The organism is Faecalibacterium langellae, from assembly GCF_002549775.1.
Taxonomy (GTDB): Bacteria; Bacillota; Clostridia; order Oscillospirales; family Ruminococcaceae; genus Faecalibacterium; species Faecalibacterium langellae.
The window spans coordinates 132,873-148,740 of sequence record NZ_NMTR01000004.1 but is presented as its reverse complement, the minus strand read 5'-3'; the positions used below and the strand labels follow the sequence as shown (position 1 = coordinate 148,740).

15 protein-coding genes and 1 other RNA gene are annotated in these 15,868 nt (G+C 62.6%); 6 read left to right on the top strand and 10 right to left on the bottom strand.

Annotated elements, in window-relative coordinates; translation table 11 throughout:
* Positions 1 to 39: 39 nt before the first annotated feature.
* From rpmI to CGS49_RS02085, 4 genes are all read right to left on the bottom strand, one after another.
* The gene (gene rpmI / locus CGS49_RS02100; RefSeq protein ID WP_005928215.1) at positions 40 to 243 is read right to left on the bottom strand and encodes a 50S ribosomal protein L35; all 204 of its coding nucleotides are present in this window, start codon (positions 241 to 243) and stop codon (positions 40 to 42) included.
* Between the two features lie 18 nt (positions 244 to 261).
* A complete protein-coding gene (gene infC, locus CGS49_RS02095) occupies positions 262 to 813 on the bottom strand; it encodes a translation initiation factor IF-3 (RefSeq protein WP_242975321.1) in 552 nt (183 codons plus the stop codon).
* A 241-nt stretch (positions 814 to 1,054) separates the two neighbouring features.
* Positions 1,055 to 4,768, bottom strand: a complete 3,714-nt coding sequence (locus CGS49_RS02090; protein ID WP_097800278.1) for a UvrD-helicase domain-containing protein — start codon at positions 4,766 to 4,768, stop codon at positions 1,055 to 1,057.
* Positions 4,765 to 8,121: a PD-(D/E)XK nuclease family protein gene (locus CGS49_RS02085; RefSeq protein ID WP_097800277.1), complete on the bottom strand. Its 3,357-nt coding sequence runs from the start codon at positions 8,119 to 8,121 to the stop codon at positions 4,765 to 4,767. Before CGS49_RS02085 ends, CGS49_RS02090 begins: the two co-directional genes overlap by 4 nt.
* 147 nt (positions 8,122 to 8,268) lie before the next feature.
* On the opposite strand from CGS49_RS02085, the gene ruvX reads away from it, so the two are divergent.
* Entirely contained in the window at positions 8,269 to 8,700 is a 432-nt protein-coding gene (gene ruvX, locus CGS49_RS02080) for a Holliday junction resolvase RuvX (RefSeq protein WP_097800276.1), read from the top strand.
* A gap of 159 nt (positions 8,701 to 8,859) precedes the next feature.
* On the opposite strand, the gene CGS49_RS02075 is transcribed toward ruvX, so the two are convergent.
* Positions 8,860 to 9,588 (bottom strand): peptidylprolyl isomerase, encoded by a 729-nt coding sequence (locus CGS49_RS02075; protein ID WP_097800275.1) that lies wholly within the window; start codon positions 9,586 to 9,588, stop codon positions 8,860 to 8,862.
* A gap of 241 nt (positions 9,589 to 9,829) precedes the next feature.
* On the opposite strand from CGS49_RS02075, the gene CGS49_RS02070 reads away from it, so the two are divergent.
* From CGS49_RS02070 to CGS49_RS02060, 3 genes are all read left to right on the top strand, one after another.
* Positions 9,830 to 10,144: a DUF1292 domain-containing protein gene (locus tag CGS49_RS02070; protein WP_097800274.1), complete on the top strand. Its 315-nt coding sequence runs from the start codon at positions 9,830 to 9,832 to the stop codon at positions 10,142 to 10,144.
* Between the two features lie 29 nt (positions 10,145 to 10,173).
* Positions 10,174 to 10,378, top strand: a non-coding RNA gene (gene ssrS / locus CGS49_RS02065) — 6S RNA.
* A gap of 96 nt (positions 10,379 to 10,474) precedes the next feature.
* Positions 10,475 to 11,113 (top strand): AhpC/TSA family protein, encoded by a 639-nt coding sequence (locus CGS49_RS02060; protein WP_097800384.1) that lies wholly within the window; start codon positions 10,475 to 10,477, stop codon positions 11,111 to 11,113.
* A 33-nt stretch (positions 11,114 to 11,146) separates the two neighbouring features.
* Here the strand turns inward: CGS49_RS02060 and CGS49_RS02055 are convergent, their stop codons facing one another.
* From CGS49_RS02055 to CGS49_RS02035, 5 genes are all read right to left on the bottom strand, one after another.
* On the bottom strand, positions 11,147 to 11,356 hold the full coding sequence (locus CGS49_RS02055) for a DUF378 domain-containing protein (RefSeq protein ID WP_410475804.1): 210 nt from the start codon (positions 11,354 to 11,356) through the stop codon (positions 11,147 to 11,149).
* Between the two features lie 66 nt (positions 11,357 to 11,422).
* Entirely contained in the window at positions 11,423 to 12,295 is an 873-nt protein-coding gene (ispE, locus tag CGS49_RS02050) for a 4-(cytidine 5'-diphospho)-2-C-methyl-D-erythritol kinase (protein ID WP_097800272.1), read from the bottom strand.
* A gap of 13 nt (positions 12,296 to 12,308) precedes the next feature.
* Entirely contained in the window at positions 12,309 to 13,493 is a 1,185-nt protein-coding gene (locus tag CGS49_RS02045; RefSeq protein WP_097800271.1) for a pyridoxal phosphate-dependent aminotransferase, read from the bottom strand.
* Positions 13,493 to 13,972, bottom strand: coding sequence for an Lrp/AsnC family transcriptional regulator (locus tag CGS49_RS02040; protein WP_005935606.1), 480 nt, complete (start codon positions 13,970 to 13,972; stop codon positions 13,493 to 13,495). The genes CGS49_RS02045 and CGS49_RS02040 overlap by 1 nt, the downstream gene beginning before the upstream one ends.
* A 5-nt stretch (positions 13,973 to 13,977) precedes the next feature.
* On the bottom strand, positions 13,978 to 14,220 hold the full coding sequence (locus CGS49_RS02035; RefSeq protein ID WP_097800270.1) for a hypothetical protein: 243 nt from the start codon (positions 14,218 to 14,220) through the stop codon (positions 13,978 to 13,980).
* Between CGS49_RS02035 and CGS49_RS02030 the strand changes: the two genes are divergently transcribed.
* Positions 14,207 to 14,476 (top strand): ACT domain-containing protein, encoded by a 270-nt coding sequence (locus tag CGS49_RS02030; protein ID WP_005944416.1) that lies wholly within the window; start codon positions 14,207 to 14,209, stop codon positions 14,474 to 14,476. The genes CGS49_RS02035 and CGS49_RS02030 overlap by 14 nt on opposite strands.
* 24 nt (positions 14,477 to 14,500) lie before the next feature.
* Positions 14,501 to 15,862 carry a PFL family protein gene (locus tag CGS49_RS02025; protein WP_179859008.1) on the top strand — a complete coding sequence of 454 codons (1,362 nt, stop codon included), beginning with the start codon at positions 14,501 to 14,503 and terminating at the stop codon, positions 15,860 to 15,862.
* The last annotated feature ends 6 nt before the right edge of the window (positions 15,863 to 15,868 follow it).

The window sequence follows — 15,868 nt, the reverse complement described above, 5'->3', positions numbered from 1 at the left end:
TTGTCTCAATAGTAGATGGTTTGTGCCTGCGGCTCGCTCTTAGGCGTAGGGCAGCATGCTCTTGATGGTAGCGGCGTTGGTCTTATCAACGTAGCTGGGCTGACGGTAACCACGGGTCAGCTTGGTGGTCTTCTTGGTCAGGATGTGGCTGCGGAATGCGTGGCCGCGCTTGATCTTGCCGTTCTTGGTCAGCTTAAAGCGCTTCTTAGCGCCGGAGTGCGTCTTCAGTTTCATCTTAGCCATTTTAGTTTCCTCCTAAAATTAGTCCTTATTGGGTTTCGGGATCAGCAGAATGGACATCGTGCGGCCCTCGAGCACCGGCGGCTTGTCGGTGGATGCCTGAGGCAGAGCCTCGGCAAAACGCTTGAGCACGTCTGCGCCCAGAGCACTGTGCGCCATTTCACGGCCGCGGAAGCGGATCGAAACCTTCACCTTGTGACCGGCTGCCAGGAACTTGGCAGTCTGGTTCAGCTTGGTGTTGAAGTCGTTGGTGTCAATGTTGAGCGAGAGGCGGGTCTCTTTGACTTCGACCACCTTCTGGTTCTTCTTGGCTTCCTTCTCCTTCTTCTGCTGTTCAAAACGGTACTTGCCGTAATCCAGCACTTTGCACACAGGCGGAACAGCCTGCGGTGCGATCTTGACCAGGTCCAGATTGGCGTCCTCAGCGGCACGCATGGCCACCTGAATGGACACAATGCCCTTCTGTTCGCCGTCTGCACCGATCAGACGGACCTCACGGTCACGGATCTGACCGTTGATCTCCAGTTCCTTCGACTTTCCAGCGGTAGCGATAATGAATGCACCTCCAAACAAAATCCATTTTGTTGCAATATTTGGCATAGAAAACGCGGCCGCCCATTTTCAGGACAGCCGCGCAGAATTCACTCAAAAGCCGCAATTCACACAAAGATGAACTGCTTTTCGGGTATAGCCCGGGGATTTGGACCCCACAAGGCGAGCGCGGCACGGGCCGTAGCTGCTTTCTTTACTCGGCTATTCTACCACAGGCAGAACGCGCTGTCAAGCACTTTTTATGCGTTTTGCGGAAAAAATATTACGCCTCGATCAATTTCCCCAGTTCCAGCGAGTAGATGCCTTTATAAGTCACCTTTTTCGGGGCAAAGCGCTTGTCGATGGCAAGAGCGTAGAGGTTCAGCTGCGCACGGTAGGCGTGCAGGAAGTCTTCTTCCGTCTTGCGGCGGTCGGTCTTGTAGTCCAGCAGCTCTAGATGATCGGCAAATTCCAGCACAAGGTCCGCGATGCCCTGCACCAGAACCTGTTCGCTGTGCACGGCGGCGGCCTGCTGGGCCGGGGCACCCTGCGCCGTCATCACCGCGCTGGCAGGCAGCGCCGTGATGAAGTCCATCTCCCGCAGCACCCTGTCGGCGGCACAAATTTTCGCAAAGGCTTCGCTTTCCACAAAGCGGCGGATGCGGCCCGCGTCCAGCTTTTCGGCGATCTCCGGGGCCACCAGCTGGGCACCCACCTGCCGCTGCCGCTCTGCCGCAATGGCTTCGTCCAGAACACCCGCCGCCCGCGCCGCCGCAAGGGCGGCAAAGTCTGCGTGCTCCAAAAAGGCGTGCAGAGCCGTGCCCATCTCGGCAGCGGTCAGGCCGTCCTTCGAGAGGAAGGCGGGCCGTTCCAGCGTGGTCTGCTCGGCCTTGTGCACGATGCTGGTCACGCTCACCTTGGCTGGCACCTCGGCCAGCTGTGCCGCCGGGTACCGCCACGCAAAGCCCGCCCGCAGTGCTTCCACCAGCGCCGGGTCCGCCGGAGCGGCTTCTTCCGGCGCTTCTTCGGGCGTTTCCGGTGTTTCGGGCTCCGGCAGAGCTTCCTGCACCGTGATGTTGATCTCACTCTCGCTGAACACGAAAGGCAGTTCCAGGTCCCCCGCCTGCCTGCGCAGCGGCCCGCCGAAGGGGTGCACCAGCAGCGCCGCCCGCAGCCAGTCGGCAAAGCTGTTTGCCTGCTGGTGCAGCGTCTCGCCTGCGCCCGCCGCGAGGAAGGCCGCTGCCTTTGCCAGCGGGTTCGTGGATTTGGAAATGCCCAGCGGCACGGTCAGAATAAGCTTGTCCTGCGCGCGGGTGAGGGCCACATACAAAAGGCGCATCTGTTCGCTGCGCATCTCCTGGGCGTGCATGTTGGAAAGGGCCGTGTAGGCCGCTGTTTTGTAAGCGCCCTCGCCCTGCTCCGGCCGCAGCCGCAGGCCCGCGCCGTATTCGCGGTGCAGCAGCACCGGCTGGCGGGTGTCGGCCGCGTTGAACCGGCGTGCCGTGTCGCCCACGAACACCACCGGGAACTGCAGCCCCTTGGAGCGGTGGATGGTCATGATGGTCACGCAGCCGGGGCGGGAGCCGCCGGGGACAGTGTCCTGCCCGGTGGAGCCTGCCTGCGCTGCCGCGTCGATGGCCCGCACCAGTGCCGAGATGCCATTCGCACCGGACGCCGCACAGAACGCTGCGAACCGCCTTGCGTCCTCGCGGCGGCGGGCACCATTCTCCATGGCACCCAGCGCCGCCAGATAGCCGGTGGAGACGAAAATTTCTTCCATTAACTGCTCTGCCGGGGCGCTGCGGGCCATGCGGCGCAGTTCGGTCAGGCGGTCGTAAAACATTTTCACCTTTTGGGTGAAGGGCGTTTCATCCTCACTCTGCACCACCTGCAGCACCGCACCGTACAGGCTCATGCGGGTGTGCTTTGCGCCGGGCGCAGCCGTTTCCTGCTGTTTCTGCGCCTGTTCGCTGTAAGCGCGCAGACGTACCAGGTCGTCATCTGTAAAGCCGAACATGGGCCCCAGCATGGCGGCGGCAAGATAGATATCCTGCGCCGGGTTGTCGATGACCCGCAGCAGCGAGATAAGGGGCCGGATGTGGGGGGCGGTCATCAGGTTTTCGCGGGCGTCGGCGTAGACCGGGATGCCCCGGGCGGTCAGCGCTTCCTCGTAGGCGAGAAAGTCGCCGCGGGCCGCCAGCAGGATGCAGCAGTCCTCGTACTGCACCGGCCGGGTGCCCGCGCCGTCCCGCACCGGTTCGCCGTTTTTCACCAGTTCTTCGATGCGTCCGGCGATCCACGCCGCGTCGGTCTCGGCGGTGTCGTCGGGCAAAAACTGTGCTTCCACGCTGCCTGTATATTCGCTGGGCGCACCGCACACCAGCCGCTGGCCGTCGCCGTAGGCGGTGTCGCCCAGCTGCGGCGTCATGAGCTGTTCAAAGATAAAATTGATGCCCGCCACCACCTGTGGGGCGGAGCGGAAGTTCGCATCCAGCGCCAGCAGGGCATCGGCGCCCGGGGTGCCCTCGGCCGGGCGCGGGCGGGCCGTGCCGTCGGGCAGTTCCGGCCAGCTGTTCAGCTTTGCCCGGAAGATGCTGGGGTCGGCCTGCCGGAAGCGGTAAATGCTCTGCTTCAGGTCGCCCACGAGGAACAGGTTGTCCCCTGCCGGAGACGCAAGGCATCGGTAAATGGCGTCCTGCAGGGCGTTGGTGTCCTGATACTCGTCCACCATCACGGCGGCGTAGTTCTGCCGGATGCTCCGGCACAGCTCGGTGGGGGTGCCGTCCGGGCCGCGCAGCAGCCGCAGGGCAAAGTGTTCAAAATCGCTGAATTCCAGCAGCTTGCGCTCTTTTTTCTTGGCCGCGAATCGGGCGTCAAAATCCCGCACGGCGTCGAACAGCGCCCGCAGCCGGGGCAGGGCGGCTTTGCGGTCGGCTTCGGCTTCGTCCTCACTGCAGGAGATCAGCTCAGTGATCTGCCCGAACAGGCTGGCGGCTTCCTCCGCACGGGTCTTGACCGCCGCCTTGTGTTCGCCGGTCAGACGCTTTTTCATGCCCTTCAGGCCGGGTGCTTCCTCCATGCCCAGTACATAGGGCGTGAGCCGGTCATACAGCGGCGTCCACTCCCCTGCCTGAGCCAGACGCTCCACCTCGCCCAGCAGAGCGGCTGCGTTTTCCAGCCGGAACAGCGGCTCGGCAAACTTATCGTTGACGCCCGCCACAGCCTTGGCTTTGGCCGCTGCCGTTTTGCCTTTTTCCTCGGCCTGCACCTGCGCCAGCGCAAAGTCTGCCCTGCAGTCGGCCAGCGCCGCCGTCAGCAGTTCCCGGGCGGCTTTGGCACAGCGGGCGGCTTCGGCCAGCAGCAGGTCATGCCAGCAGGTGGCGTCGAAGCCGTTCTCCTGCTGCCACGGGGCCAGATATTCGTCCAGGCGGCGGTCGTAATCCGGCAGGGAGCGCAGAAAATCGTACACATGCAGGATGGTATCCCCTGCCGGTTTATCGGTGCGGCCCTTGCCGTAAAGGTCGGCAAAAGCGCAGAAATCCGGGTCGCGGTAGGCGTTTTCCAGCGTTTCGGAAAGTGCCGCCGCCCGCAGCACCTCCACGCTGCCGGGGTCTGCCGGGGCGAAATCCGGCGGGATATCCAGCGCCTGAAAGTGCTTGTGCAGAAGGTCCAGACAGAACGCATCAATGGTGCAGATGGGTGCCCGCTGCAGAAGCATCCGCTGGCGGCGCAGGGCGGTGTTGCCGGACTCCGCCTGACTGCGGCGCAGCAGTGCCTGCCCGATGCGGGCCCGCAGCTCCGCCGCCGCCGCATTCGTAAAGGTGACGATGAGCAGCCTGTCGGCGTCCACCGGGTGTTCCGGGTCGGTGATGAGCCGCACGGCGCGTTCAGTCAGCACGGCCGTTTTGCCGCTGCCTGCCGCTGCGCTCACCAGCAGGGAACCGCCCCGGTCGTCGATGGCGGCACGCTGGGCCGGGGTCCATTTGGGTCCACTCATGCGTCCTCACCTTCCTTTCCGGTTTCTTCGGATTCCTCCGGCTCAAAAGGCTTGGCCGGGGCGTCCAGTGCCCGCTCCCCGATGCCGGTCTCGTGGCAGCAGATAAAGCTGTAATCGCAGAAGCTGCAGGGGTTCTTGCTGGTCACCAGCGGCTGGGCGTCGATCTGGCCCTCATAGAGCTGGGTGCCCATCTGGGTGACCAGATCGTCCAGATGCAGCTGGATGCGGTTGAGCTTGGCGATGTCGGCGCGCTTGTCCTTCTGGTTCGGGCTGGGCACGCCGCCCTTATAATTGAAGGGCAGATACCGGCCCGTCTCGTCGGCGTCCATGGCGTCGAACACCTTCTGCTCATCCCGCACAAGGCCGTCCAGCTGGTATTCCACGCTGCGGGCCGCTTTTTCGCGGGTGGTGATCTCCGGGGCCGGGTCGGCCAGCAGGTACAAAACGCCTGCCGGTTCCGCGCCGGTAAAGCGTCCGCTTTTGTCCCGGGTCAGGCTGAACAGGTACAGCAGCATCTGGCAGTCCAGCCCGCAGTAGACCTCTTTCAGGTTCAGCTTTTTGGTGCCGGTCTTATAATCCACCACGCGCACCCAGCGGGTGCCGTTTTCTTCCACCCACTCGTCGGCGCGGTCCACGGTGCCCACCAGCTGCACGGTGCGCCCGTCGGAAAGATGATACACCTGCCCGGGCACGGCATCTTCGCCCCGGCCAATTTTCAGCTCGCAGGCCACCGGCTTGAACCGGGACTGGTTCTGCTCGTCCCGCAGGTAGCACAAAAGGCTCGTCATGCTCTTTTTCAGGCGGGAGAGCAGGTAGGCAAAGCGGGCCGTATCCTCGGGCAGAAAGCGCTTTGCGTATTCGTCCACCAGAAGGCTGGCAAGGTTCGCCATGGCGTCGTCGTCCAGCGCGAGAAACGGCGTCAGCCCGGCGCAGGGGTTGTCCGCGGCCGGGTGCGGGTCCAGTGCCATCTGCAGCACCCAGTGCATCAGGGTGCCGCTCTGGTCTGCGGAAAGCTCTGCCCGCTTGCGGGGCTTCAGGCCCAGCACATACTGCAGAAAGTAGCCGTACCGGCAGGTATAGTATTTTTCCAGCTGGCTGGGCGAGATGCGCAATTTGCGGCCCAACAGCGTTTCCAGCGCGGGCAGGTCGTTCACCTGCCGGGGCGGGTTTTCTTCCATGCGGCGCAGCAGGGCAAGGCCCCGTGGTTCTTCCCCTGCCGGGGCGTGCAGCGCTTCGGTCAGGCTGGCGCGTTCGATGTCCGTGAGCGGCCAGCCGCCGCCCAGCGTATCCAGACCGTCAGCAGGCGTGGCGGCCAGATCAGAAAGTTCCAGTTCCGGGGCCGCCGGGTGCAGCGCGTCCACGATGGGCTCCAGCGCCGCGCACAGGGTCTGCCCCTGCCCCTTTGGCCAGCTGAGCCACAGCCCCTTTGCCGGGGCGGTGAGGGCCTTGTAAAAGCACACCTGCTCACGCACCACGCGGTTCTCGAAGCAGTCCGGCAGGTCGATCTGCTTTGCCATCAGCACATCGCGGTCGGCGTGGGTCAGAAGGCCCGTCTCGGACGGCGCACAGGGGAACTCGCCCTCCGAAAGGCCCAGCACAAAGACATAATCCGGCGCATCCAGACGCATCTTGCCCGCGCTGGCCAGCACCACGGCATCCAGCGTCTGGGGGATGTGCCCGAGGTCGGACGAGCGCAGCAGCAAGCTGAACAGGTCTTCGTATTCTGGGATGGTGACGCCCTGCCCGCCCAGCAGGTGGGCCATCTCGTTTAGTAATTGCATCACCACGTTCCACTCGCGGGCGGCTTCTTCTGCCGCCGGAATGCCCCGTGCCGTGCGGATGGCTTCCACCTGGGCGGCCTGCTGTTCCTCAGCACCCAGTTCTTTCAGGCAGAAATAGAGTGCCCGGCTGATCTGCTCTGCGTTGCCGCCGCGTACTTTACCGCGCAGTTCGTCCACAGCCGTCACAAGCAGCTGGCGGGCCTTTTCGGCATCGTCCAGTGTTTTCCGGTCTTCCTCCGTCAGTTCGTTTTCGCCGAAGCCCTTGGGGCTTTTCTCAAATTTTGTGCGCCACGCCGCCGCGTTGGGCGACCAGGTGTAGGCGTAGTTTTCCAGCGCGCAGACCTGCTCCTCTTTCAAATCGCACAGGCCGGTCTTGGCAAGGACAGTGAGGTTTTCGGTGAGGTCGGCACCGTGCAGCAAAGCCAGCAATGCCCGCACCGCCGTGGCCGGGGCACTGAACTCCGGCGTGGTGGGCTCGTCGCAGTAGAGCGGGATGTCTGCCATGCGGAATTCGTACCGGATGGCGGCGCGGTACTTCGCGATATCGCGGCAGACCACAGCGATCCGGCCGCAGCGCACGCCCTGCCGCATCAGGCGGCGGATGGCGGCGGCGGTGCAGCGGGCTTCTTCTTCCCGGCTGGCGGCGGCAAACAGACGCACCTCAGGGGCTGCAGGCAGGGTTTCGCAGCTGCCGGTCTCCAAAAGCTCGGTCACGGCGGCAAGGCCGGGGGCGTCTTTGTGGCGCAGGTCGCGCCGTAGCAGCTCCGGCGCGGCCACCTCGGTGCCGCTCTTGCGGGCCAGCTGCCGCAGCTGTGCGGCCACCTGCTTGGCACCGGAGAACAGCCCCATATCCCCGGGCACCATGGGCGCACCGTCGTCGCACAGGGCCACCGTCACGGTGGGCAGGGCTGCCAGCATCGCACCCATCAGCCGCTTTTTGGGGGCATTGAAGGTGTCGAATTCGTCAATGAACACCTCCCGCCCTTGCAGGAACTCCGGCAGTTCACCCCGGGCGAGGGCAGCTTCCAGACGGTCGGCGGCCAGTTCCAGCCGGTCGGCGGGGTCCATACCGGTACCCGCCAGCAGCGTTTCGTAGCCCTGAAAGATCATCGCCAGTTCGCCGAGCTTCGCGCTCTCCGGGCCGCAGTCCTGGGCCAGCGTGTAGAGCTGCTGGCCGGAAAGGCCCGCGCTTTTCAGCTCGTCGATGGTCTCAGCGGCCATCTGGCAGAAGGCCGCGCTGCGGCGGTGGCGGTAGTAATAATGCACGTTGTCCTGCAGTTCTTCCAGCGCGCGGCGCACCAGCACGGCCCGGCCCGCGTCCGAAAGGGTCTGCACCGCCGCGCCGCCCTCGGCCGAGAGGATGTGCTCGGCAAGGCTCGTGAAGGAAAAGCTCTCCACCATGCCGGAAAGGGCATCGCCCAGTTCGCGGTAGATGCGGCCCTCGGTGCTGGACGTGAACTGCTCCGGCACCAGCAGGATGCTGCGCAGGCCCTGTTCGGCCCGGGCGCGGATGCGGGCATACAGCAGGGTCGTTTTGCCGCTGCCGGAACCGCCTAAAACCAGTTTGAGCATGGGGTGTCCCTCCTGAAAAACGATTTATGCTTATTGTAACACGAAACCCGGTCCAATAAAAGTGTCCCTCCTATGGTTTACAGGAGCGGCCGGGCTGTGGTACACTTAGGCAAAACGATTTTTCCACCCAGAAAGAGGAACCCTGACATGAAAATTTTAGCTGTTGATTACGGTGACAGCCGCACCGGCCTTGCCACCTGCGACCGCACCGAATTTCTCACCACGCCCATCACCCCGCAGATCACCCTGAAAGCCCGCAACAAGGTAGCCGCCCGGGTATGCGAGGTGGCAAAGGAGATCGGCGCAGAGATGATCGTCATCGGGCTGCCGCTGAACATGGACGGCACCGAGGGCGAACGCGCCGCCAAGAGCCGCAAGCTGGCAAAGACGGTTGAGATCTGGAGCGGCCTGCCGGTGCGCATGTGGGACGAGCGGCAGACCACCTGTGCCGCCGCCGACCTGCTGGACGAGAGCGGCACCTTTGGCGAAAAGCGGAAGGAAATTCTGGATTCCGTCAGCGCCACCGTGATATTGGACGATTATCTTGCCTGGCGGAAGGAACACCCAAATGAAATCTGATTGAGAATGCCCTCCGCTCACGCTCTGGGCATCTTCAGCGGAAATTTTCTTTTTATTTTCGCGTTTGTCGCGCTCTGCGGAGCGCTCCAAACGCACTTTCACGAATGAGGTTATAAGAAACAAGGCACCCGAAGCGTTTCTGCCGCGGGTGCCTTGCTTTTACTGATACGTTTCGATGGTCACACTGTTGATGGTGATATCCTCGGTGGGCTTCTGGTTCTCATCCACACCGGTCTGGCCGATGGCGTCCACCACATCCATACCCTCATACACCTGGCCCAGCACCGTGTCGGTGTAGTCCAGGTAGGGCGCACCGCCTGCGGTCTGGTAGGCGCTCACCACCTCGGCGCGGTAGCCCGCATCGTTCATCTGGTCCACCAGCTCCTGCGTCACCGACTGGTCCCCCGGCAGGGTCTGCACGACGTAGAACACGCTGGCGCACTCGCCGGAAGCATCCGTGCCCATGCACAGCGCCCCGGAGTAGTGGTGCAGGCTGTCGGTGGTCTCTGCCGGGTAGCGGCTGCCGTTCCAGATGGTGGTGCCTTTGCCGTCGGTGCCCTGCCCGGCCTCCACCACAAAGCCGCTCTCCACCCGGGAGACGGTCAGGCCGTTGTAGTAACCTGCCTGCACAAGGCCCGCAAAGTTATCGTAGGCCTGCGGGGCCTTTTCCGGGAACAGCACCGCCTTGAACACGCCTGCCGAGGTATCGAACACCGCCACCGTGTCCCCTGCCGTGGGGTGGCTGAACTGCAGCTCTGCCGACTCCACTGCCGGGCGGTCGATCTTTTGAATTGAGTTGCCGCCCCCGCCGCCAAGGCCGCCGAAGCTGCAGCCCGTCAGCATCAGCGTTGCGGCCAAAACCAGCACCGCCCATCTTTTTTTATGCATGTTTTCATCCCCCGCTCCATATGCTATGATAAACCCGCGGCGTACCGCGCGCAAAAGATTCAGAGGATAGTATATCACATTCTGCGCCGCAGTGCGAGAGAAAATGCGTGAAAATTTCCACCACAAATTCTGTGCGAAAAAGCATCTTGACGAGCAGGCAAAAAAACGCTACACTATATGCAGACCAAGCGGGCCGACACACAAAAGCCCGTCTTATGACACGATACAGGAGACAACATTTATGTCGGACGAGATCAAGAACCCCAATGCCGAAGATGAATATCAGCCGGACCTGATGACCCTGCAGGACGAGGACGGCAACGAGGTCACCTTTGAGGTGATCGACGCGCTGGACCACAAGGGCGTGCATTACCTGGCTGTTGTGGAATATGCAGAAAACGAAGAAGATGTCAACGAGGACGCCCAGCTTGTGATCCTGAGCGTCGGCGAGGACGACGAAGGCGAGTATCTGGACGTTGTGGAAGACGACGAGACCCTGCTGGAAGTCAGCAAGCTGTTTGAGCAGCGCCTGAGCGACGAGTTCGAGATCGAGTGACCTCGTTTTCCAGACAAATGACCCGGTAAGACTTCCTGCCCGGCTCGATTTGTTGCGGTTTATATGATCCTACTAATCATTCAACGGGAGCCCGGAGTTCTCCGGCGGATTGCAGACCTCCCCGCCATGGGTCGACCATGGAGGCTCGATGAGGAAGCGCGAATCCGGCGACAGGGCACCCACCTGTCCGTAAGGGTAGGTTTGATTGACCGCAGACGACCGGGCGGGATCTTTTTATAACAAATCATCCACCGCTGTCCTCTGCACAAGAGAGACGGTGCGTGGATTTTTTATTACCACTGGAATCACGAAAGGATGTGCAAACGCGGCATGAAGGCAGAACATCTGGTGGGCACCTCGATCCCCCGCTTCACCTTTGACACCCCCACCACCCCGGGGAACGATTTTTACAAGCTCTGCGCGGGCAGCCAGCCGCTGGTGATGATCTTTCTGCCCGCGTTCGACCACCCCGTCACCCGCGAGTACCTCACCCGCTATCTGGAAACGCTGCCCCGGCTGCGGGGCGTGCGGCTGGCCTGCGTGGTGCGCTCGTCGCCCCGCATGGTGGCCAAGGCCACAAAGGGTGCCGAGTTCCCCTTCACGGTCATCTGCGACGCACCGGGTGTATTGTACAGCTACCTGGGCGTGGAGCAGGCCCGTGGCCTGCTGAGCTGGAGCTTTGCCGCCCAGCGCATCTACAAAGCCGCCAAAGAGCAGGGCTACCGCTACGACAGCTCAGCGCCGCAACTGCTGCCGCTGACGCTGGTGGTGGGCCATGAGGGCAAAATTCTGTTCACCCACTCCGGCCGCAGCCAGACCGACCTGCCCGAGGACTGCACCGCCATCCGGGAGATTGCCCACGAGGTGGTGCACACCATGGCCGAGGACCAGAAGCGGGCCCACCCGCACTGCTCGGACGAGACGCTCACCCTGCCCGATCTTGTGGGGTGGAATGACGAAAATCCCTGAACAAAAGGCACCTGCATTGCAGGTGCCTTTTGTTCAGCCTTCCGACGAATCTTCGTCCGAGAACAGCCCCGGGATGCCGCAGATGGCTGCGATGCCCACCAGCGTGAACACGATGCGCGACCAGATGGATGCGCTGCCGCCCAGCAGCCAGCCCACGAAATCGAACTGGAACAGGCCCACAAGGCCCCAGTTGATGCCGCCGACGATCATGAAAATAAGACAGATTTTATAAAAGGTCTGCACAAAAAAAGACCTCCTTCCTTTGGGGCTATTCTTGCCCATCGGAAGGAGGTTTATGCATTTTTCCGTTTAAATGACCCGTGCGCCGCCCCTGTCCGGCCGGGCAAGGTACACCTGCTTCCAGCGCTGCCGGGCCGCCGCAACTGCGGCCTGTGCAGACGCTTCGTCGCGGAACACGCCGAACACCGCCGCGCCGCTGCCGGTCATCAGAGCCGTGACAGCGCCGTGGTCTTTCAGCAGGGCCTTGATGGCGTTCGTATCCTTCGCCCCGCTGCATTCTTCCAGCGCGTTGCCTGCGGCGGCACACAGCGCGTCCAGGTCCCCGGCACGGATGGCGGCTTCCTGCGCTTCGCAGTCCGGGTGGATGCTGCTGCCCACGCGGTCATAGGCCGCAAAGGCTTCCGGCGTGGAGACGCCATAGTCCGGCATCACAACCGTGAACCAGCACTCCGGGCAAGGCGGCAGCGCTTTGAGAAAGTCGCCCACGCCCTGCACCCGGCAGGTGCCGCCCATGAGGGCAAAGGGCACGTCGGCGCCGATCTTCGCGCCCAGTGCGCACAGCTCGCTCATGGAAAGGCGTGCGCCGTACAGCGCGTTCATGCCCACCAGCACGGCGGCGGCGTCGGCACTGCCGCCCGCCATGCCCGCCCGCACCGGGGTGCTCTTATAAACGGTGATATCCACGCCCGCCAGAAGGCCGGTGTAATCAAAAAAGGCCAGCGCTGCCTTGATGGCGGTGTTTTTGTTGTTGGGGGCCACCGGGCTGCCCGGCAACCGCAGGTTGAGGTAGGGGCTGCGGCACAGCACCACCCGCTCGTGCAGGGTGATGGCCTGCATGGTCATGTCCAGGTCATGGTAGCCGTTGGGCAGGGTGCCCACCACGTCCAGCGCCAAGTTGAGCTTTGCCGGGGCCAGAACGGTCACGCAGTTCAGCCTTGCCATGGATATCCCCTCCTCAGATGCCGTGATAGATGCCGTTTTCCTGCAGGAATTCTTTGATGCGCTTGAGCGCTTCCTTCAGGTGCTCCACGCTGTAGGCGTAGGAAACGCGGGCGTACCCCTCGCCGGAAGCGCCAAAGGCGTCGCCGGGGATGATGGCCACATGCTTCTGTTCCAGCAGCTTCGTGCAGAAATCCTGGCTGCTCATGCCGGTGGACTTGATGCAGGGGAAGGCGTAGAACGCACCACGCGGCTCAAAGCAGGTCAGGCCCATATCGTTGAAGCTTTTCACCACAAGGCGGCGGCGCATGTTGTACTCGTCGCGCATCCGGTCGATCTCGCCGTCGCACTCCTTCAGGGCGGTGATAGCGGCATACTGGCTGGTGGTGGGGGCGCTCATGATGGCGCTCTGGTGGATTTTCGTCATGATCTTGATGATGGGAGCCGGGCCGCAGGCGTAGCCCAAGCGCCAGCCGGTCATGGCGTAGGTCTTGGAGAAGCCGTTCACCACGATGGTGCGCTCGGCCATGCCGGGCAGGGTGGCGATGGACACATGGGGCCGCAGGCCGTAGTTCAGCTCGGCGTAAATCTCGTCCGAGAGCACCATGATGTTGGTGCCGCGCAGCACGTCCACAATGGCCTCGAGGTCTTCCCGCTCCATCACCGCGCCGGTGGGGTTGTTCGGGAAGGGCATGATGAGCAGCTTGGTCTTGGGGGTGATGGCTGCTTTCAGGGCGTCGGCACGCAGGCGGAACTCGTCCTCCTGGCGGCAGGCCACATGCACCGGCACGCCGCCGGACAGAGTGGTGATGGGCTCGTAGCACACAAAGCAGGGCTCCGGGATGATGACCTCGTCGCCGGGCTGCACCAACGTGCGGATGCACATGTCAATGGCTTCGCTGCCACCCACCGTGATGAGCACCTCGTGCAGCGGGTCGTAGTGCAGACCCATGCGGCGCTCCAGATACTTTGCCACCTCGGCGCGCAGTTCCTTCAGGCCCGCGTTGGAGGTGTAGCGGGTGCGGCCATGCTCCAGGCTCTCAATGCCGGCTTCGCGCACGGCCCAGGGCGTTTTGAAGTCCGGCTCACCCACGCCCAAGCTGATGCACTCGGGCATTTCGGCAGCCAGATCGAAAAATTTGCGGATGCCGGAGGGACGCATCTCCTCGGCGGCAGGCGCGATCAGTTTATCGTAGTCCATCACAGCACCGTGCACTCTCTTTCGTCAATTTCTTCGTCCTGATAGAGACGACCTTCCTTCTTATAGGTGCGCAGCACAAAGTGGGTGGCAGTGGACAGCACGTCGTCCAGCGGCGAAAGCCGCTTTGCCACGAACAGCGCGATCTCCTGGAAGGTCTGGCCCTTGATGACCAGCTGCAGGTCGTAGCCACCGCTCATCAGCAGCACGCTCTCCACCTCGTCAAAGGCGGCGATGGTGGCCGCAATTTCATCGAAGCCGCGGCTCTTTTTGGGGCTGACGTTCAGCTCGATGACTGCTTCCACCCGGTTCACCCCGGCCTTTTCCCAGTCCACAAGGGTCTTGTAGCCCTTGATGATGCCCTGTGCCCGGGCCAGGTCGATCATCGCCGCCACCTCGGCGGGGGATTTATTCAGCATCGTGGCAATGTCCTCGATGGGCAGCCGCGCATTGTCTTCCAGAATCTTCAAAAGCTGTTCCATGATAGTTACTCCTTCTCATCCCGATGGGAAAATTCGCGGAAATTATTTATAAGTATAGCACAAGCCGGAAAAGATTGCATCCGCTTTTTTGATAGAATGTCTTTTTCCGCCGTTGTCTGCTCTTTTTTACAAAAAGTGTGTTCAAAATTTGCCAAATCTGCTATACTGGGGTGGTAAGGGTGTGCCGGAACATTCGCGGCACCATTCACGAACTGGAAAACGAGGGTGGAAACGATGAAAGCATTCATTACCGTCATTGGTCACGATACCGTGGGCGTGGTCGCCAAAGTCGCCGGTCTGTGCACCGAGTTGAACATCAACATCGAGGACGTGACCCAGAGCATCCTGCAGGGCATGTTCGCCATGATCATGCTGGTGGATATCAGCAATTGCAACGTCAGCCACGAGGAGCTGCACAAGCGCACCGACGCGCTGGCCGCCGAGATGGGCATGCAGATCAACGTGACCCGTCAGGAAGTTTTTGACGCCATGCACACCATCTGATGGAGGGAGTACACTGCAATGAGTATGTTTAACACCGGTGACATCCTCGAGACCATCGAGATGTTCACCCAGGACAATCTGGACGTGCGCACCGTCACCATGGGCATCAGCCTGCTGGACTGCATCGACCCGGACCCGAAGAAGGCCTGCGAGAACATCTACAACAAGATCACCACCAAGGCCGCAAACCTCGTGCCCGCTGTGGAGCACATCAGCGCCGAATACGGCATCCCCATCATCAACAAGCGCATCAGCGTGACCCCCATCGCCATGCTGCTGGGTGCCTGCCCGGACGCCGACCCCGTGGACTTTGCCAAGACCCTGGACGCCGCCGGTAAAAAGGTGGGCGTCAACTTTGTGGGCGGCTACAGTGCCCTCGTGCACAAGGGCTTCTCGGCCGGTGACCGCCGCCTGATCGAGTCCATCCCCCGCGCCCTGGCCGAGACCGACATCGTGTGCAGCTCGGTGAACATCGGTGCCACCAAGGCGGGCCTGAACATGGATGCCGTCAAGCTCATGGGCGAGGCCGTCAAGAAGGCCAGCGAGCTCACCGCGGACCGTCAGTGCATCGGCGCGGCAAAGCTTGTCGTGTTCTGCAACGCGCCGGAAGATAACCCCTTCATGGCCGGTGCATTCCATGGCCCCGGCGAGCCGGACTGCGAGATCCATGTCGGCGTTTCCGGCCCCGGTGCCGTGCGTGCCGCCCTGGCCCGCCTGCCGAAAGACGCCCCCATCGACGAGGTGGCAGAGCTGGTCAAGCGCACCGCCTTCAAGATCACCCGCGTGGGCCAGCTGGTGGCAAACCTTGCTTCGCAGGCGCTGGGCGTGCCCGCCGGTATCATCGACCTTTCGCTGGCCCCCACCCCGGCCATCGGCGACAGCGTGGCCAACATTCTGGAAGAAATGGGCCTTGAGACCTGCGGCTGCTGCGGCACCACCGCCTGCCTCGCCCTGCTGAACGACGCCGTGAAGAAGGGCGGCGTGATGGCCTCCAACCACGTCGGCGGCCTGTCCGGTGCCTTCATCCCGGTCAGCGAGGACGCGGGCATGATCCACGCCGCCGAGACTGGCTGCCTGACCATTGAAAAGCTGGAAGCCATGACCGCCGTCTGCTCGGTGGGCATTGATATGGTCATCATCCCGGGCGACACCAGCCCGGCCGTGATCAGCGCCCTCATCGCGGACGAAGCCGCCATTGGCATGGTGAACAGCAAGACCACCGCCGTGCGCGTGATCCCCGCCATTGGCCGCAAGGCAGGCGAGGTGCTGGACTTTGGCGGCCTGCTGGGCTATGGCCCCATCATGGCGGTCAACCAGCACGACCCCTCGGTGTTCATCAACCGCGGCGGCCGTCTGCCTGCCCCCATGCAGTCGCTGAAGAACTGAGCGAAT